Genomic DNA, 18,258 nt, shown 5'->3' with positions numbered 1-18,258 from the left:
CGTATGCCGGACCGATGGTTCAGGCGAACGGGGATTTCGGTGGCCGCTCCAGGCCGGCCAGGTCGACGGCCGCGGGGGGCGGCGTCACGAAGGGAACAGTGGCGCAGCGGCCGTCCTGCGATGGCGGGGCGGCCGGCGGCGCGGGCGCCAGCGGCGCGCCGATGCAGCAGGCGCCCGGGCTGGCGCACTTGGTATGGTTATCGTGGGAAGCGCCCGAGGCGTGATGCTCGCCGTCATCGCCCTGCTGGGCGGCGAGCATGGCCGCGTGGTCATGGTGGGCGTCCGCCCCCATCGCGTGCTCCGCCGCCGCGCGCCCGGCCGCCTGCGGCCCGCACAGCAGCATCGTGGCCGAGGCAAAGCCGCCGAACGGCACGGCGGCCAGCAGGAACCACAGCAGCAAGGTACGGAGCAGCGCTTTCATCGGCGCGATGGTACCACGGCGCGCACGCGCATGCAGCGCTTACTGGCCGGGCTGCCGGAGCTGGGCGCGGCGCTCGCAACGGGCCGCGAACGCCTTGCGTACGTCGGCATCGGCGATCTTCTCGAGCTCGGCCGGGGCGCAGGTCGCGTCCGTCATCGTCATCTGGTCGGCCGTCAGTTGCGGGTCGACCTTGCCGCAGCCGGCAAGCGCGGCCGCCAGAGTGGTCATCGCGGCGATCGTCATTAAGGTTTGCATGATGGTTCCATGAAAAGGAAAAGGCGGCCGCCAGCGCGGCGGCAACATCGCATTCTTACACAACTTACAATCTTGGCAAAGCGTCCATCGGCGCGCGCTGGCCGCCACGGCGCCGTTGATGCTATTGTGCGCATCCTTCATACCGATGGACATTCCTGCATGCCGAGCACTCCCGCCCCGCAGCCCTTCCTGCCCTTTGCCGCGCTCCTGATGTCGCTGGTCTCGCTGACCGCCGGCGCCTCGCTGGCCAAGGGGCTGTTTCCAGTAGTGGGGGCGGCCGGCGCCACGGCATTGCGCCTCGCCTTCGCGGCCGTGATCCTGGCCGCCGTGTTCAGGCCCTGGCGCGCGGGCTTGCGCGGGCAGTGGCGGCCGCTGGCGGTCTATGGCGTGTCGCTTGGCGTCATGAACCTGACCTTTTATTCGTCGCTGGCGTATATCCCGCTCGGCATCGCGATCGCCATCGAGTTTTCCGGGCCGCTGGCCGTGGCCGTGTTCACGTCGCGCCGCCGCATCGACTTCCTGTGGATCGCGCTGGCGCTAGCCGGCCTCGCCTTGCTGCTGCCCGTGTGGCACCCGGAGGGAAAGCCGGCCGCGGCGCTGGACTGGCGCGGCATCGCACTGGCCCTGTGCGCCGGCGCCTGCTGGGCCGTCTACATCCTGGCCGGCAAGCGGGCCAGCGCGCACCACGGCGCCGCGGCCGCTTCCTGGGGCACGCTGGTGGGCGCGCTGCTGGTGGCGCCGATCGGCGTCGCCCATGCCGGCACGGCGCTGCTCGACATGAAGGTACTGGCGATCGGCTTCGGCGTGGCGATCGTCTCCAGCGCCATCCCCTACACGCTGGAACTGGTGGCGCTGCGGCACATGCCGGCCAACACGTTCAGCACGCTGCTGAGCGCGGAGCCGGCGATCGGCGCGTTGATGGGGCTGGTCCTGCTGGGCGAGCGGCTGACGGGCATGCAGTGGCTCGCCATCGCCGCCGTCATCGCGTCGTCGGTCGGCGCGGCCATGACGAGCCGGGCCGGCAAGGAGCCAGCCACGGCCCAGCCGGCCGAGCCACCGTTGTAGCCTCTCAGCGCAGCTGTTCCGGCGCGCGGCCGATCGGCTGCTCCATGTTGGCCAGGTACCACGTCAGCGCCGACATCACGGCCACGTGGCGCTTGAGCAGGTTTGGGTCCACCTTGTCGAAGGTGTCGGCCGGGGTGTGGTGGTAATTGAAATAGACGCTGGAATCGACCAGCGGCGTGAACGACGGCACGCCGTCCGCCTCCATCGTGTGCAGGTCGCCGGCCCCGATCACGTCGCGGCGCTGCAGCACGCCGGCGCCGATCGGCACCAGCGAGGCCTGCAACGGCGCGAACAGTTTCTCGTATTGCGGGCGGATGCCGGCCTGCACCCCGAAGGTGCGGCCCGCCACCCCGCCATCGCTCTCGATCGCGGCGAACTGCTTGTCCAGCGCGGCCTTGTTGGCCTGGTGGTAGGTCTCGCCGCCACGGCCGCCGTTTTCCTCGTTCATCCAGGCGATCATGCGGATCGTGCGGCGCGGCTTCAGCTTCAGCTTCTGCAGCGTTTCCAGCACGCCCATCGACGCCGTCACGCCGGCGGCGTCGTCATGCGCGCCGGTGGCCAGGTCCCAGGAATCGAGGTGGCCGGATACGATCACGACTTCGTCGGCCTTGTCGGTTCCCGGCAGGTCGGCAATCACGTTGTAGCTGTCCGCGTCCGGCAGCGTCTTCGGCGTGAGCACCAGTTTCATCGTGACGGGGCCGCGCCTGGACAGGCGCGCGATCAGCATCGCGTCTTCCGCCGTCACCGATGCAGCCGGAATGCGCTTGCCGTCGCTGAGCGACGTGGTGCCGGTGTGCGTGAGCCGGTAGTCGGCCCCGCCGACGGCGCGCACCAGCGCGGCGGCCGCGCCCAGTTCCGCGGCCAGCGCCGGGCCGCGCGTGCGGAACGCGGAACCGTGGCGATAGGCCGGGCCGCCCAGGCCGGCGTTCGCCATGCCCTGGTCGAACGCCACCTCGAACAGTACGATCTTGCCTTTCACCTCGGCGCCGCGCGCCTTCAGCTCGTCGAAGTCGCGCACGATGATCACCGGCGCCGTCAAGCCTTCCGCCGGCGTGGCACCGGAGCCGCCCAGCGCCGTCAGCACCACGTTCTGCACCACGCCCTGCGGGCGGCCCGCGTACTCGACCAGCTGGCCGCGCTCCTCGCCGCGTACCCAGTGCGGCACCTTCACGGGCTGCAGCGTGACCTTCGCCCCCAGCTTGCGCATCGCGTCGGCCACCTGCTGCACCGCCGCGGCCGCGCCCGGCGAGCCGGACAGGCGCGGGCCGATCAGATCCGTCATGTCTTCCAGGCGCTGGTAGGCCCAGTCGCTTGCCATGGCGGTGTCGCGGATGCTGGCGAGGGTGGCGGCGTCATTGGCAGCATTGGCAGGGGTCGCTGCGTGCACGGGACCGATGGCGAACAGGCTGGCGGCGATGGCGGTGAGGACTGGCTTGCTGAAATTCATGCGTGGCGTTCCGTAAGTGGTATGAATGCGTGTTGTCGGGTTCAACACGATAGCATTTGGCAATATTGCAAGGCAACTTATACCATCCCGATCAAATAAAGCTCTTGTTTGACCTTGCGCTTTTCCTCGCATAGCATGATGACCATGCTGAAGGGACCTCTCTGCACCGTGCGGCACCTGCTGAACACGGACTTGAACACGTTTATCGCGCTGGTCAACGACCTGCCGTCGCGGGGCGACTATTTTTCCAGCCAGTTCAAGTCACCCGAGGCGATGCGCAAGGAATTCATCCAGCACGGTTTCGTCACGGACGACAGCGAACTGTTCGTGGTGGAAGACCAGTACCACCACATCGTCGGCGTCATCAGCCACTTCAAGAGCCGCACGCCGACCACCCGCGAGATCGGCTACCGCCTGTTCGACACCGAGCTGGCGGGCCGCGGCTACACGACCGAGGCATTGCGCATGGTGACCGACCACCTGTTCCGCGTGCATACCTGGCACCGGCTGGAAGTGCTGGTCGCGCCGGGCAATGTCGCTTCCGTGCGCGTGGCGCAGAAATGCGGCTTCGTCGCGGAAGGCGTGCTGCGCGACGCATTCTTCATCAATGGCCACTACCAGGATGTGCAGGTGATGAGCGTGCTGCGGCAAGAGTGGGAACAACGAATGGGCCAGGATGCGGAGCGGCGGCGGCACGGCTGAACCTGTAACAGCCGTGTTACATACTCGAGCCCGTTTGTAATAATCTGTTTATTCGCTGGCAATTCCTCCTGCGCTCGATAAAGTGGAGCCATATCAAACGGCAGCCATCATTTCGATGCCGCCGCGCATAAAAGGGGGAAATAATATGTTGAGCAAGAAAATCTTCGGTGTCGTGCTGCTGGGTGCAGCGATCACCACGTCTTCCGCCGCCCTTGCCGCCGGCGACCGTGCCTTCAACACCGCCGCCGGCGCCGTGGTTGGCGCCGCCATCGGCAGCCAGACCGGCAACGGCACCACGGGTACCGTGGTGGGTGGCGTGGTCGGCGGCCTGGTCGGCAATGCGCTCAGTTCCAGGGACCGCGACCGCCACGATCACCACGACCACTATTACCCGCGCCAGCGCGTGTATGCGCAGCCGCAGCCCGTGTACTACGAGGCGCCGCGCTATGTGCGTCCCCAGCGCGTGTACGTGGAGCGCCGCGTGGTGCACGAATACCGCGGCCATCCGGGCCGCGGCCATGGCCGGGGCCACCACAAGCATCACCACCACCACGACTGATCCGGTCATGGCCTGAACGAAGCCCGGCGTTGCCGGGCTTTTTGTTTGGCGCTGTTCGGCGAACAGCGCTTGCTGCTTTCCCCCTCCCCCCGCTAGCGGCCATCGATAACGTGAAAGTGAACGATGCCGGCACGCGAGACCACCATCGCCCTCGGAAAGGGCCATTACCAATTGCGGGAGCGGATCGGCGGGTCCGTGTACGGCACCATCTGGCGTGCCGCGGCACCGGCGGGCATGCCCGACGTGGCGTTGAAGCTCGTGAACGCGGAGCAGATGGAACGCGCGCAGCCGGGGCAGCGCGAGCGCTGGATCGACAGCGCGTGCAACGAGATCGCTTTCCTGGAAGCGCTGCGGCCATGGGACGGCCGCCACATCGTGCGCCTCGTCGACAGCGGCTGGCACGATGGCCTGCCGGTACTGGCGCTGGAGCTGATGGGTGGGGATCTCGGCCGCCATGTGGCCCGCCGCCGCGCCCAGGACGACGCACCGGACGTGCGCCAGGTACTGGACTGGATAAGCCAATTGAACGGCGCGCTGGCCAAGGTGCACCAGTATGGCTGGCGCTACCTGGACCTGAAGCCGGCCAATGTGCTGGTCGATGCCGCCACCGGCACCGTGAAGCTGGCGGATTTCGGCACCAACCGCCTGCTGGCGGCGGCGCAGGCGCACACGTATTGCGGGACGGCGAACTGGCAGGCGCCCGAACAGTTCTTCCCTGCCGCGGGCGGCGGCTATGCCACGGGCCGCCACAGCGATTATTTCGCGCTGGGGGCGCTGTACTTCTTCCTCGTCACCGGCTCTTCGCTGCGCTGGTGCGCCGCCTGTGGCGATGCCTACCGCGAGCACCTGGCTGATGGCGCCCGGGTCATGCTGGAACGCGGGCCGCTCCAGCCTGTTCTGGCCGACGATGAGGCGGCCACCTTCGCCGCCAGTCTTCCTGCCGCCGCGCGCGAGCCGGCGCTGCGGCTATTGACGGCCCTGCTGGCCAGGGAACCGGGCGAGCGGCCTCGCAACGCGCTGCACATCAGCCGCATGCTGGACACGGTGCGCATCGCCCTCGGTGGCCGCGCCGCCATCGTGCGCGGCTGCGCCGCGGCGCTGGAAGGCCGGGCATGACGGCGCCGGCGAGCCAGGGGCTCCTGTTCAGGTTGCTGCTCGCGCTGCTGGCCGCGCTGTTCGGGCTCCAGCTGTTCGCACTGTTGCGGGCCCCGGCCATGTGGCTGCCCTCCGCCATCGCGATCCGCCTGGAGCGGACCGGCACCGCCACGCTGGAAGCGGCGCAGCTCGCGGCCGTCGGCGCGCCGGGCACGCGCCTCGTGTTCAGCCGCGGCGCCGATGGCGCCTGGCGCGTCCGTGCATCGGGTCCGGCACGGCCCGTGCTGAGGCGCAACGGCAGCGACGACCGCCTGGGCACCGCCGACCCGGCCACGCTGCGCAGCTTCGGGATCGGCGCGCACCGGTTCGCCGTGCTGCCGGCCGCGTCTGGCCAGCTGGCGTTTACCGATGGGGCGACGCGCTGGCGTTTCGATGGCGCGACCGTCTTTCGCGATGGCGCAGCACAGCCGCAATGCCCCGGCGCGCCGTGGTCCGCGCATGCGGTGGCGCTGTGGAACCGCGCCGTGCCGCAGGCGTTGTCGATCGCGCGGCCGCTCGTCTTCGGCGGCAACCTCCATTGCGGCAATCGGGTCGGCCTGGTCGGTGTCGAGAGCGGCGGCCAGGTCGCGCGCCATGGCGACGGACTCGTGCTGGGGGGACAGACAAGCATGCAGGCTGACGGCGCCAGCCTGGGCGACGACGAGCGTGCGCTCGCCGGCGTCGGCGCGCTGACTGTCGGCCGGACGCATTACGCCATCGCGCTGCACGATGGCACCTTGACCCTGACCCCGGCGCGCCGCGTGGCCCTGCACGCGGTGGCGGAAATGACACTGCCGCCACAGGCCACGTGGCAATGGCGGCAGCGCGCGCTGTGGCAGGCGCCTGCCGCGATGTGGCTGGCGACGGGCGCCCCCGCGCTGGCTCTGTTCGCGGCAGCCCGGCTGGGCCGGGAGCCCGCCCGCCGGCGCGGCAATATCCTGGGACCGCTTGCCGACATGCGCCGGCAACGCTCGGCCCTGGCGCCGTTCGCCCGGCGCCTGCGGGCACCGGCCGCGGCGCTCGTGCTCGCGGCCGGGTGCGCCGCCCTGCTGTTCCAGCGTGGCGGCGAGCCGCCCTCGGCCGGCTGCTCGCTGTTGCTGGCCGCCTGCGCGGTGGGCGCGTGGTTCATGCCCACCGGCCGCGTCCCGCCGCCCGCCGCGGCGGCACTGCTGCTGATCGGCGCCGGCCTGCTGTGCCAGCTGAATTTGGGCCTGGCCGGCATGGACACCGGCTGGCTGCGCTACTACGGCAAGACGGCGGCGCTGCTGGCGATCGGCAGCGGCGCGATCGCCTTGTGGCGCCTGTATCCGGCGGCCGTCTCGCAGCGCCGCATCGAATGGCTGCTGGCCGCAGCGGCCGCATGCACGTTGCTGCTGCTGGCCGCGCAGGTCGTGTGGGGCGACGAGACGGGCGTGTTCGACATGCAGCCGGTGGAAGGGGCCAAGCTCGTGCTCACGCTCCTCACCGCGCACTGCCTGGCATTGCGCATGGGCTGGCGCGCGGATCATCGCGAACAGCCGGGCCACGGGGCGCGCTGGCTGCGGCTGATCGCGCCGGCCCTGCTGTTCCTGGCGCTGCTCGGCTGCGCGCTCGTGCAGGTGGACGATTACTCGCCGCTGATCCTGCTGCTGCTGTGGACCGGAGCAATGACGTTTGCCTACGCGCTGACCGCGCGGCGCTGGCTCGCCGCCGGCCTGCTGGGCTGCGTCGTGCTGTCCGGCATTGCCATCGTCGCGGCGCTGCGCACCGGCGGGCCCGAACACGTGCCGGCCTCGTTCTACGGCGATCGCTTCCAGGTGTGGCTGGAGCCGGCACGGCATCCGCACACGGGGCAGCAAGTGCAGGAAGGCGCGGCCGCCATCGCCGCCGGCGGCTGGCTGGGCAGCGACGGCATGTTCGGCCTGGCCACGCTCGGCCAGGCCGGCGGCGGCGTGATGGCACTGCCGGCCGTGCAGGACGACTTCGCGCCGGCGTTCCTGCTGCACCGCCACGGCCTGCTCGCTGCGCTGGCGCTGTGGTGCGCACAGGCGGCGCTGGTGGCGGGCCTCGTGGCGGCCGCGGTGCGCCTAGGTCGTGCCGGCGCCACGGCGCGCGGCTTCCGCCAGGCGTGGCTGCTGCGCCTGCAAGCGTTCACGCTGTGCGGCGGCGCGGCATTCGTGGCCGGGCACCTGTTGCTGTCCTGGGGGACGAACCTGGCGATCCTGCCGGTCATGGGCCAGCCGATGAGTTTTCTCTCCGCCGGTGGCAGCCATCTGCTGTTTTTCCTGCTCCCCCTGCTAGGGATGACCATCCATGTCGGTTCACCACAGGAGTAAACCATGCCGATCTATGTCCAACACGAAGTCCTGGGCCGCATTCCCGACGTTTTCAACGCGGAGGCGATCTGGCAGGCGCCGGGCCTGGCCCTGTTCGCGCGCCGCCCGCTGCTGCGCGACCTGCTGGAACGCTGCCCGCGCGAGCAGCGCGGCAAGGCCGCCACGCGCTGCTTTTCCCACGTGACGCTGCGGCTGCCGCAGGAAGACGTCGACGACGATTACCACCTCACGCGCGGCAACCGGGCCCGCGACCTGGCGCAGACGCTGGCGGCGCTGCACCAGAAGGACTTCGGCGACCTGCTGGGCACCGACCAGGTGCGCTACCACGTCGCCGGTGCCGACGAGCTCGAGCCGGGCGAGATCGAGGTGCGCTTCGGCCATGCCGTGTACCTGCCGGGGCCGGACGAAAAGGTGCTGTTCCATGTCAGCACGTCCATCGACTCGGCCGTATGGAAGAGCGTGTGCCCCGTCTACCCGAACCAGCGCCTGGCCGTGATCGACCAGGACAGCGCGCCGGGCTGGCCGTTCGGCACCGCGGGCACGCTGTTGTTGATCAACGAAGGTGCGGACGCGCCGCCGGTGATCCAGGTACGGCCCAAGGATGCCCTCGAATGCCGGCTGGATGAACGCCTCGGCTATTACGTGGTCACCCGCAAGGGCGACTTGCAGGGCAAGCGCCTGCTGCTGAAGGTAGCGCGCGCCGGCATGCCGGCAACGATGCCGCCGCCGGCACAGCCGTTGGCCAGGCCGGCCGTATGGCAAGCGCGCGTGCAAGCCCCGATGGCGGCGCCGGCGCCGCTGGACGAGCCGACGGCGGTGCCCCAGCCGCCCCGCCCCGCCGCGTTCCGGCCGGGCCAGAGCGACGCCACGTTCGCGCCGGGCGCGCGGCAACGCCTGACGCTGGCCGCGCTGGCCCTGCCCCGCCTGAGCCGCTATCGGGGCACCGGGGCCTCCGCGCTGTCCGTCCCGTTCGACCGCACGCTGGCCGTCGCGCCGGCCGCGGAGAGCGCGCTGACGTTGACCGTGGATGCCGAGGATGCACTGTACGCCGTCACGCCAGCCGGCCGCGAGCCGATCGCCTTGCCATCCAGCTTCGCCCCCTGCGGAGAGCGCAGCATCCGCATCGAAGCGGTGCCGCCGCAACTTGCCGAGCGCTACGCGGCCTTCGTCGCGCTGCCCGTGCCGGTGGCCGCGCCGGTCACCCGGGGCAGCTTCGGGCGCGGCACCCCGGCACTGGCCACCTTGCGCGTGCTGGACGTCTCGCGCCTGCTGGCACGGGAGGACGGTGCGGCCGAGGCCAGCCCGGACCGCATCGGCCTGTCCCGCACGGCGTTCGCGTTCGACGCGGCGCCCCAGGGCTTGACGATCACGCGGCAGTCCGCCACGCAGGCGCTGTACCACCTCGATGCCGGGCTACGCTTCGTCGCCGCCATCGAGGACGACGCGCCGGTCGTGCTGCCGCCGGGTCATCACCTGGTGGCGGGCCATTATGTGCTGCGCTTCGACGCCTGAAGCTCCGATGACCAAGCAGCAATCCTGACAACGGAGCGAAGATGACACTGCCGACCCTGGCCGACCATCACGGCGCCCTCGCCTACGCGCTCGGCCTGGCGCTGACGCTGGTGCTGGCCGCCTTTCTCACGCCGGAGCGCTGGTGGCGCCGGCCGACGGCGCGCGGCCTGGCGATTCTCGGCGGCGGCGCGTGGGCATGCGGCGCGCTGCTGCTGCACGCGGCTGGCACGCCGGCGGCGCAGGCCGAGGACATGCGGACCGCCAGCATGCAAGCTGACGTGCCGGCGCAACATCCATCCGCCCATCTGCCGGTGGCCGGCCAGCGCTACCGGGTGCACCGCGACCTGAACGTGCGCAACGCGGCAGGCGTGGGCTCGGCGCGGCAAGCCGTGGTGCCCGCCGGGTCGTACGTCATCCCCACCGGCGAACATGCCGGCGACTGGTGGCGCATCCGCTATGACGGCCCTGGCGCCGGCTCGGTGGGCTGGGCCAGCAGCCTGTGGCTGCGCAGGGCGGCCGAATAGGACGATGCAGGGAAGGCCATTGCGACAAGGTTGAGGGATCGCTACGGTTCGGCGCCGCGCGCCGCGAGATGTCGGCCAATACCGGTGAATACGGGCCTAAAAGCCTCCCTGTTCGAGGCACCGCCGAGTTGCCAAGGGGATGCAAAAGCGCGTACAGTCTTGCTTATCTCGTCCTTGGCCCCTCATGAACACTTGCCGCAACACCGAACACCCGCACTGCACCTTCTGGGTCGCGCCGGGTCAGCACGTCTGCGAGGGTGGCCACGGCCAGCCCGCGGCCGCGCCGGTGAACGCCTGCGCGACCATGCAGGGCAACGCGACCGCCGGCACGCAGCCGCCGGCACCACAGGCCGCGACGTCGAGCTACGAGCTGCTGTCGGCCATGCGCAATGCGCGCGCCGTGCCGGGTGGTGTCCAAGCCCCCGCCGCGGAGCCGGCGGCCAAGCCCATTGGCAATTACGCAACGCCGATCCGCGTGCGGCCGCAGCTGCACATCAGCGGCTTCGACCCCCGCGCGGCCGGCGGCCGCCAGACGCTGAAGATGGAATTGCGCGGCATGCCGAACGAGTGCGCGCCGCAGCTGGCGATCCGCCTGTCGTCGGAACTGATCCGTAACGGCGCGTCGAACCAGCAGTTCGTGCGCTCGGTCGACGGCGACTGGCGCCCCGTATTCGTCGAGTTTTCCTCGCGCGACCGCGAGCATGGCCAGTACCAGATCCATGCCGAGGTGCTGAGCCGCCAGCCCGGCCAGGCGGTGCGCAAGTGGGAGTGCACGTTCGTCATCCTCGTGCCGCGCCTGGATGCCACGCTGACCGAGATCCACCGCATCTTCCTGTCCACGCACAAGAACGTGCGCGTGATGGCGGACGACGCGTCGATCGCGCGGGTCAGCGCCCAGGGCATGCAGGGCGCCTGCAGCATGGACATCGACGTCACCGCCCGCAATGCGGGCATCGCGCACCTGGACCTGGGCGCGCCGCAGGGCAAGATCGACCTGGGCTTTTCGACCATCGCCTGGGACGAGGACCTGATCGAGATCGACATGCCGCACACGGGCCCGGCCCACCCGCACCCGAGCCGCGCCGCCACGTTCGTGAACGCGGCGCCGGAAGCGGGCGCGCAGCGCCATATCCGCCTGTTCGCGCAGGGCGAGTGCGTGTTCGGCCGCATGGAGATCGTCGACCCGGAAGCGGACGTGCTGCTCAATCACTACGGCCCGGACGGCATCGACACCGCCGGCCTCACGCGCCGCCTGTCCGGCCGCCACGCGGTGATCCGCCGCGGCACGCTGGGCTTCGAGATCGAGGACGTGTCGCGCTATGGCGTCCTGCTCGACGGCGTCTGGCCCGGCAAGCACAAGCCGGTGCCGCTGCGCCTCGGCATGAGGATCGAACTGTCGGCCAGCATCAAGGGCATCGCCGTGCTCGAGGTGACGGCGCTCATGCCGCACGGCGTGATCCTGCACCGCATCGACGAAGGGGCACGCGCCGAGTGCTTCGTCGTGCTGGCGCCGGACACGCATCCCGGCTACCCGCTGCGCCGCATGCAGGCCGCGCCGGTCGCCGCCGCGCTGCCGCTGCTGTTCCACCACGACGGGGGCTTCTGGCACCTCGACGCCGTGACCGGCAAGGAAACCGCGCTCGGCCCCAGCGCGCAGCTCGACAAGTTGAGCCGGGTGCCGGCGCACACCCGCTTCGCGGCGGATCCTTATCCGGAGAGTTACATCATCCGCACGGGCGGCGTGGCTTGCGAAACGGTGGCTGGGGAAATGCACACCGCCTGATTGGCGGACCAAGGCCTCGGCCATGGAGGCCGGTCCCACCTCATGCGTCGACCCGGCCCCGGTCGCCGGCGCCGGGTCGGCCGTGCCGCCGAGCGCGGAACATGGCGTTCCGGCCGACAATCCTACCGTTCGTCCGCCTCGATCCGGCCCGCCAGGTTATCGACCACCACCGGGCTGTCGAAATACGTCACCGAAGCTTCGGTGCCATATTTTTCCTTCACATATGCCCGCCACGCATCCGTGTACAGTGCTTCGGCTTCGGCCCGCGAATTCCACAGGTAGACGCCGCCGGCCGTACCGCCGTCTTCGGACAACACGTAATGCTTCCTGAACAGGCCCGGCACACCCTGGTAGGTGGGTGCCGTGCTCAGGAAGATGCGGCGCGCTTCTTCCCGGCTGATCGGCTGCGGCAGCTTGAAGGCGGTGATGGCGATGGTCATGGGTCCTCCGTGAATGGCGGCGCCGCGCGTGGCCGCGCCGCGGGGGAATCTACAGGTAAGTACCCTGCGGCTTCGGCCTGTTCGGCAGGGGAATGCGCTCCGTCTCGCCGGGCACCTGGTCGAAGCGGTCTGCTTCCCAGTCCTCCGCGGCCCGAGCCAGCCGCTCTTTCGACGACGACACGAAATTCCAGAACATGTAGCGGTGCCCGTCCAGCGGCGCGCCGCCGATGACGACGAAGCGCGCGTCGGACGTTGCCTTCACGCGCGGCGCGCTCGCCGTGTCGAGCAGCGCCATCGCATTCGCGGCCACGGCCACGCCATCGACCTCCACGCCGCCGATGACCGGATAGATCGCCGCCTCGGCAGGCAGCGCATGCAGCACCAGTTCACCGCCCTGCTCCAGCACCACGTCCAGGTACAGCGTTTCCATATAGGTCGGCACCGGCGACACCTGGCCGAACGCGGCGCCGATCAGCACGCGCACCGTCGCGCCATCGACGGTCAGCTCGGGGATGTCGGCGGCGGGCGTGTGCGAGAAGTTCGGCTCGTCTTCCTCGTTGGCCTTGGGCAGCGCCGCCCACAACTGCAAGCCGTGCATGCGGTGCGGCTGGCCTTTCAGGTCCACCGGCGCGCGCTCGGAGTGGACGATGCCGCGGCCGGCCGTCATCCAGTTGATGGCGCCCGGTTCGATGCGCTGGAAGGTGCCGATGCTGTCGCGGTGGTCCATCGCGCCCTCGAACAGGTACGTGACCGTGGCCAGTCCGATGTGCGGATGCGGGCGCACGTCGTGGTTCGCGTCGAGCGGCACGTCGAGGGGGCCGAAGTGGTCGAAGAAGATGAACGGTCCAACTGCCTGCTTGATCACGGAAGGCAGGTAGCGGCGCACGATGAAGCCGCCGCCCAGGTCCTTGTCGTGGCCCTTGATCAGGTGCGCGATGTTCATGGGCCTACTCCAGGTGCGTCGTGACTTCGGTGGTCACGCTCGTCATCAGCTTGTGGACCGGGCACTTCTCGGCCACCGACAGCAGCTCGGCACGCTGCGCTTCGGACAGGTCGCCCGTCAGGTGCAGCGTGACGGCCAGGCGGTAGACACCCTTGCGCTCCTCGCTGTCGTCGCGCGCGGTCGTCACCTGGATATCCTCCACCGGAATGTTCTTGCGCCTGGCATACCACAGCACGGTCAGCGCCTTGCAGGAAGACAGGGCCGCATCGTACAGGTCGTGCGGCGACGGCCCCGCGTCCGCGCCGCCCTCCTCGCCCGACACGTCGGCGGGAATCAGGTGGTTGCGCACGTGGACGAGGTGGCGCATCGGTTGGGTGGCATCGCGGCGGACGGTGATCGGCATCGGCTTTCCTTGCAGTGTTGTTTGCACAATTGATTCTTGCGCAATGTACACCTTTTCCCGCGGCCGCGCCTACTGCATAAAAGACAGACCCGGGCTGGTCGGGCAAGGCCCTCACCCCAGCTTGCGCGCCACCCGGAATCCCACCACGTCGTTGGCCAGCACGGCCGAATAGCCGTTGCGCGCGGCCGAGCGCAGGTAGCGCGGCTGGTACAGCCAGGCGCCGCCGCGCACCATGCGCCGGGCCGGGTCGCCATCCTCTTCCCACGCGCTGCCGTCCAGCGGCGCGCCTTCGTAGTTGTCGTGCGCCGGGTCCGCGGTCCATTCCCACACGTTCCCGTGCATGTCGTACAAGCCCCAGGCGTTCGGCTGGAAACTACCCACTTTGCTGGTGCCGCCGCGGAACCCCCCGCGCACCCCGGCACCGTAGGTGAAATGGCCATCGTAGTTCGCGTATTCGGTGCCGATCTCGTCGCCGAACGAGAACGCGGTGCGGCTGCCGGCGCGGCACGCGTATTCCCATTCGGCTTCGCTCGGCAGTCGGTACAGCGCGCCCGTCATCAGCGACAGCCAGCGCACATATTCCTGCGCATCGTGCCAGCTCACATTCACCACGGGGTGCCAGTCGTCCTGCTCGAAGCCGGGGGCCTGCGGGTCCACGCCCAGCTTCGATTCCCAGGCGGTGGCGCGCACGAAGCGGCGCCACTCTCCCACCGTGACAGGGTAGCGGCCCAGCGCGAACGAACGCTCGATGGCGACCCAGTGCGTGGGCAGCTCGCGCGCCAGCCAGGATTCCTGCGCGCCGGCCTTGCGCGCCACCACATGCTCGTGTTCCGTGCCGCCCATCTGGAAGCGCCCGGTCGGAATCAGCACCAGGTCCGGGCCGACGGCCGTGCCGTCGAGGAAGCGGTCGCGCAGCACGCCGCTGGGGTCGGCCACGGGACTGGCCGCCGTCGGCATCAGGGCCGCCAGCTCGGCCGCGTTGCGCGCGGCCTGGTCGCGGCGCGCGCGCTCCTGCTCGGCCTTGTAGGCCGCCTGCGCCTTCAGCAGTGCCGCCTTGCGCTGCTTTTCCTCCTCGATGGCGCGGGCCTTGGCGGCATCGGCCTCGCGGCGGGCGAGCAGTTGCTGGCGCAGCTGTTCCTTGCGTGCCTGGGCCGCCGCTTCCGCCTCCGCGCGGCGCTGCCGCTCCAGCTCGCGCCGCGCCTGGTCTTCGCGCAGCTGCTTCTGCGCGGCCGCCTGTGCCTCGGCGCGGCGCCGCGCCGTCAGCTCCATCTGCCGTTGCAATGCCTGTCGCTGCTGCTCCTCGGCCTCGGCCACGCGCGCCTGCTCCATCGCGCGCTGTTCGGCATGCAGCCGCTCCTGCGCCTCCTTCAACTGCGCGCGCTGGCGCTCGTGTTCGCGGCGTTCGGCTTCCAGCCGCGCGGCGTCGGCCTGCGCTGCCAGCTCTTCCGGCGACGGGCCGGCGGCGCGCCGCAGCGCGTCCAGCAGGCCGGTCACGGTATCGAAGCGCTCCTCGTGGTCGAAGGCGAAGCCGTTTTGCAGCACGGTCCATTGCGCATCGTTCAAGCCGGGCGGCGCGGCGGGGATCATCTGCTCTGGAACCTGCGCGGAGCGGTCGGCGCCGAACGGCATGGCGCCGGCCAGCATCTGGTAGATCATCACGGCCACCGCGTACACGTCGAGCTTCGGCGACGGCGTGCCCTGCTGCGTGCCGATCTCCGGGGCCCGATAGCCCGTCGTGCCCGCATTGGGCACCTGCGGCAAGCCCGCGTCGCTGTCGCGCGAGCGCGCGGCGATGCCGAAGTCCAGCAGCTTGATGTCGCCCTGCGCCGTGAGGAACACATTGCCGGGCTTGAGGTCGCGGTGCACCAGGCGGTGGCGGTCCCACGCGTATTGCAGCGCGCTGGCCACGGGCCGCAGGATGCGTTCCACCTCGCCGAACGGCACGGGGCCGTGCTCGGCCAGCCAGGCGTCGAGGTCGCGGCCCTCCAGGCATTCCATGATGATGAAATAGCTTGCCGTGGCCGGGTCCTGCGCCCATTCGTAGACGCGCACGATATTGTCGTGGGCCAGCCGGCGCGCCTGCGTGGCTTCCTCGACCAGGAGGCGGGCATGCAGCGGGCTTTGCGTGAGCTGCGGCGGCAGGATCTTCACCGCCACCTGCTCGCTGTGCCCCAGTTCCGCGTGGGTGGCGAGGTCGGTGGCCTGCCACACCTGGCCCATGCCGCCCATGCCGATCAGCCGTTCCAGCCGGTAGCGGCGATGCTGCGGGCCGATTTCCTGGCCGGCCATCAACCCCAGTTCGGTCCCCTGCCGCGCCGGCACGGGCGGCGGCGCCGTGCCGCCGGGGGTGTATTCGGCATCCAGGATCGCGTTCTTGCGCCGCTCGAACTCTTCGGCGGAAAGCAGGCCGTCGTCGTGGAGCGCGCGCAGTTCGCGGATCTTTTCCCTGGCCGTCTGCATCGATACTGCCGAGTCTCAGCGCCGCAGCGGCACGCCGCATTCCGCACAGAATTTCGCTTCCGGCTGGTCCGCCGGCACCGGGTGGCCGTTCACGCATACCCGCGGCCCCGCCGGCACGGCCGCGTGATGATGATGGACGGGCGCGCCGGCCTGCGCCACACCCACGCCGAGCTGCATCTGCGCCGCCAGCGCATTGGCATGCGTGGCGTTCTGCAGCTTCAGCAGTTCGAGCTGGTGCTGGCGGTCCTTGTCCTGCTGGGCGTCGGTACGGGCGCGCTCGTCGGCCACGCTTTGCTGCGCCATGCGCAGCGCGTCCAGCGGGCTCACGCTGTTTTCCGCCCCCACCACCAAGGCCAGCGCCTGCAACTGGTCGGCGCCCATTTCCGACTGCGTCTGCACCTTCAGGAGTTGCGCCAGCGCCTGCGCATTGGCGGTGGGCGCCAGTGCCACCTTGCCGGTGTCGGACAGGTTGCCGATCGCGCCGATCCGCTCGATGTCGATCCGCGCCAGTTCGGCGGCGTGGTTCTGCCGCGCCACCAGCGCTTCATACTCGCTGCGCGCGCGCGCATGGCGTTCATCGCGCTCGAGCTCCAGCCGGCGCAATTCCTGCTGCCACTGGGCCTCGTGCTCGCGCAGCTTCAGCGCGAGGCGGTTTTCCTCGGCCTCGTGGGCGACCGCATTCGCCTGGCGCTGGGCGATGCCGTCCGCCTCGATCGTGCGCAGCAGCTTTTCGTGCTGGGCGATGGCGTCAAGGCTGGCGCCGCTGCGGCGCAGTTCGTCCAGCCGCGCCGTGATGCCGGCCACCTCCACCTGCGACGAGGCATCCTTGGTTGCCTCGCCGCGCGCCAGCTCGCGCCGCCTTGCCACCTGCAGCTCTTCTTCCCATTCGCGGATGCGTTCGGCCTCGCGGCGGCGCGCCAGGTTCGCCAGTTCCACGGCCTGCAGGCGGCCCGCGTGGTGCTGGGCCTCGATCTCGGCCTCGCGGCGCTCCGCTTCCAGGTGGGCCTGGTGCAGCCGCTGCGTCTCGGCGCGGCGGCGCGCTTCGTCCTCGATGGCCAGGGCCTGCTCCATCTGGTTGCGGATCTGTTGCATGTGCAAGCCGTGCGCGAAGCGCTGCCGGGCCAGCGCGCGCTGTTCCACCGCTTCCTGCTGCGCCACCTCGAGCTCGGTGCGCATGCGGATCTGGGCCAGCCGGCGCACGTGTTCCCAGTCGGCCGCCTCGCCGGCGTGGCCGGCCGCCGTCTTCGCCAGCTCATGTTCCAGCTCGGCCGCGGCGGCGCCGGCGCCCCGCTCGACGGCCGCCTTGCGCGTGCGCGACTCGACGATGCGGGCATACAGGTCGATCTCGCGCGCGCGGATCGCCTGCATGCGCTCGGATTCGCGCAGCGCCAGCTCGGCCTTGTCCACCGCCGCATCCTGGCGCAGCTCGGCGCGGCGGTACTCGTTACGCGCCTCCTGCTCCGCGCGGGCCAGCGCGCGCCATTCCTCCTCGTCGTACAGCTCGTCGAGGTGCTTGGCGTGCTCCAGCTGCACGTGCCGCTCGTCGGCCACCAGCCACAGGGTACCGACGCGCGCGCGGTTGGCGTCGTACTTGTCGTGGCGCAGTTGCAGCGTTTCCACCTGCACCGCGGCCAGCCCGAACTCGGCCAGGCGCAGTTTCAGGCCCGATTGCAGGCGCTCGTCCAGTTGCAGCCGCAGGTCGGGGTTCGTGCTCATTTCGCGGATCGAGCGCGCACCCACGAACTCGGCGGCGATCTGCCAGACCGAACGCTGCAACAGTTCCTGCAAGTGGCGCGCGGTGACGGTGCCGGGCGCCGTCATGAAATGCTGGGCGAATGCCGGGACGTGCTCGACCTTGATGCCGACCGTGAAGCTGGCGCTCACCTTCAGGTGCTCGGCCGTATGCAGCTCGGCCAGCTCGAACGCGACCGGCAGCGGCGTGGTGCGGGTGATCAGGATCTCGGCGTGTTCGCTGCGCAGCAGGTTGTTGAGCCGCTGGAAGAAGCCTTCCAGCTCGTATTCTCCCTGGGGCACTTCGGTGGCGGTGCTGCCCTGCAGGATGTAGGCGCGGGTGGTGGGCGGCACGCGCAGCGTCTTGGTAAAGATGCCCGACAGTTCGCGCACGCCGAAGTAGACCGCCAGTTCGTCGCCGGCAGGTACCCAGCGGTTGTCCTGCAACACCGCTTCGCCTCGTTTTCCCCTGCCGAACATCTTGAACATGTCAGTCTCCTTCCTTTCGCCAAGGACCGCCCGCCGATTTTAACAGGCACGGCTTCCTTGCAGATTTCATATCGG

At 70.1% G+C, this 18,258-nt stretch carries 16 protein-coding genes; 8 read left to right on the top strand and 8 right to left on the bottom strand.

What is annotated here, in order from left to right:
* Positions 1-19 precede the first annotated feature (19 nt).
* On the bottom strand, positions 20-421 hold the full coding sequence (locus tag V6Z91_RS21360; RefSeq protein WP_338760871.1) for a hypothetical protein: 402 nt from the start codon (positions 419-421) through the stop codon (positions 20-22).
* Positions 422-460: 39 nt separating this feature from the next.
* The gene (gene trbK, locus V6Z91_RS21355) at positions 461-676 is read right to left on the bottom strand and encodes an entry exclusion lipoprotein TrbK (RefSeq protein ID WP_338760868.1); all 216 of its coding nucleotides are present in this window, start codon (positions 674-676) and stop codon (positions 461-463) included.
* Positions 677-835: 159 nt separating this feature from the next.
* Here trbK and V6Z91_RS21350 point away from each other — a divergent pair, with 159 nt between their 5' ends.
* Positions 836-1,741: an EamA family transporter gene (locus V6Z91_RS21350; protein WP_338760865.1), complete on the top strand. Its 906-nt coding sequence runs from the start codon at positions 836-838 to the stop codon at positions 1,739-1,741.
* A gap of 4 nt (positions 1,742-1,745) precedes the next feature.
* On the opposite strand, the gene V6Z91_RS21345 is transcribed toward V6Z91_RS21350, so the two are convergent.
* On the bottom strand, positions 1,746-3,188 hold the full coding sequence (locus V6Z91_RS21345; protein ID WP_338760862.1) for a M20/M25/M40 family metallo-hydrolase: 1,443 nt from the start codon (positions 3,186-3,188) through the stop codon (positions 1,746-1,748).
* A 135-nt stretch (positions 3,189-3,323) separates the two neighbouring features.
* On the opposite strand from V6Z91_RS21345, the gene V6Z91_RS21340 reads away from it, so the two are divergent.
* The 7 genes from V6Z91_RS21340 to V6Z91_RS21310 all read left to right on the top strand — a co-directional run bounded on the left by V6Z91_RS21340 (position 3,324) and on the right by V6Z91_RS21310 (position 11,717).
* Entirely contained in the window at positions 3,324-3,890 is a 567-nt protein-coding gene (locus V6Z91_RS21340; protein WP_338760859.1) for a GNAT family protein, read from the top strand.
* 145 nt (positions 3,891-4,035) lie between these two features.
* The gene (locus V6Z91_RS21335) at positions 4,036-4,449 is read left to right on the top strand and encodes a glycine zipper domain-containing protein (RefSeq protein ID WP_338760856.1); all 414 of its coding nucleotides are present in this window, start codon (positions 4,036-4,038) and stop codon (positions 4,447-4,449) included.
* Positions 4,450-4,572: 123 nt separating this feature from the next.
* Positions 4,573-5,565, top strand: a complete 993-nt coding sequence (locus V6Z91_RS21330; RefSeq protein WP_338760853.1) for a protein kinase — start codon at positions 4,573-4,575, stop codon at positions 5,563-5,565.
* Positions 5,562-7,898, top strand: a complete 2,337-nt coding sequence (locus tag V6Z91_RS21325; protein WP_338760850.1) for an FtsW/RodA/SpoVE family cell cycle protein — start codon at positions 5,562-5,564, stop codon at positions 7,896-7,898. The genes V6Z91_RS21330 and V6Z91_RS21325 overlap by 4 nt, the downstream gene beginning before the upstream one ends.
* Positions 7,899-7,901: 3 nt before the next feature.
* Positions 7,902-9,410 (top strand): hypothetical protein, encoded by a 1,509-nt coding sequence (locus tag V6Z91_RS21320; protein WP_338760847.1) that lies wholly within the window; start codon positions 7,902-7,904, stop codon positions 9,408-9,410.
* A 41-nt stretch (positions 9,411-9,451) separates the two neighbouring features.
* A complete protein-coding gene (locus tag V6Z91_RS21315; protein WP_338760844.1) occupies positions 9,452-9,934 on the top strand; it encodes an SH3 domain-containing protein in 483 nt (160 codons plus the stop codon).
* A 184-nt stretch (positions 9,935-10,118) separates the two neighbouring features.
* Positions 10,119-11,717: an FHA domain-containing protein gene (locus V6Z91_RS21310; RefSeq protein WP_338760841.1), complete on the top strand. Its 1,599-nt coding sequence runs from the start codon at positions 10,119-10,121 to the stop codon at positions 11,715-11,717.
* 122 nt (positions 11,718-11,839) lie between these two features.
* On the opposite strand, the gene V6Z91_RS21305 is transcribed toward V6Z91_RS21310, so the two are convergent.
* The 5 genes from V6Z91_RS21305 to V6Z91_RS21285 all read right to left on the bottom strand — a co-directional run bounded on the left by V6Z91_RS21305 (position 11,840) and on the right by V6Z91_RS21285 (position 18,183).
* The gene (locus tag V6Z91_RS21305) at positions 11,840-12,157 is read right to left on the bottom strand and encodes a YdhR family protein (RefSeq protein WP_338760838.1); all 318 of its coding nucleotides are present in this window, start codon (positions 12,155-12,157) and stop codon (positions 11,840-11,842) included.
* A gap of 49 nt (positions 12,158-12,206) precedes the next feature.
* On the bottom strand, positions 12,207-13,100 hold the full coding sequence (locus V6Z91_RS21300) for a pirin family protein (protein WP_338760835.1): 894 nt from the start codon (positions 13,098-13,100) through the stop codon (positions 12,207-12,209).
* Between the two features lie 4 nt (positions 13,101-13,104).
* Positions 13,105-13,503: an OsmC family protein gene (locus tag V6Z91_RS21295; protein WP_338760832.1), complete on the bottom strand. Its 399-nt coding sequence runs from the start codon at positions 13,501-13,503 to the stop codon at positions 13,105-13,107.
* A gap of 111 nt (positions 13,504-13,614) precedes the next feature.
* Positions 13,615-15,963, bottom strand: a complete 2,349-nt coding sequence (locus tag V6Z91_RS21290) for an SUMF1/EgtB/PvdO family nonheme iron enzyme (protein ID WP_338760829.1) — start codon at positions 15,961-15,963, stop codon at positions 13,615-13,617.
* A 15-nt stretch (positions 15,964-15,978) separates the two neighbouring features.
* Positions 15,979-18,183 (bottom strand): hypothetical protein, encoded by a 2,205-nt coding sequence (locus V6Z91_RS21285; protein WP_338760826.1) that lies wholly within the window; start codon positions 18,181-18,183, stop codon positions 15,979-15,981.
* Between the last annotated feature and the right edge of the window lie 75 nt (positions 18,184-18,258).

Source organism: Massilia sp. METH4 (genome assembly GCF_037094685.1).
GTDB lineage: Bacteria > Pseudomonadota > Gammaproteobacteria > Burkholderiales > Burkholderiaceae_D > Rugamonas.
This window is presented reverse-complemented; position numbering and strand designations above follow the sequence as displayed.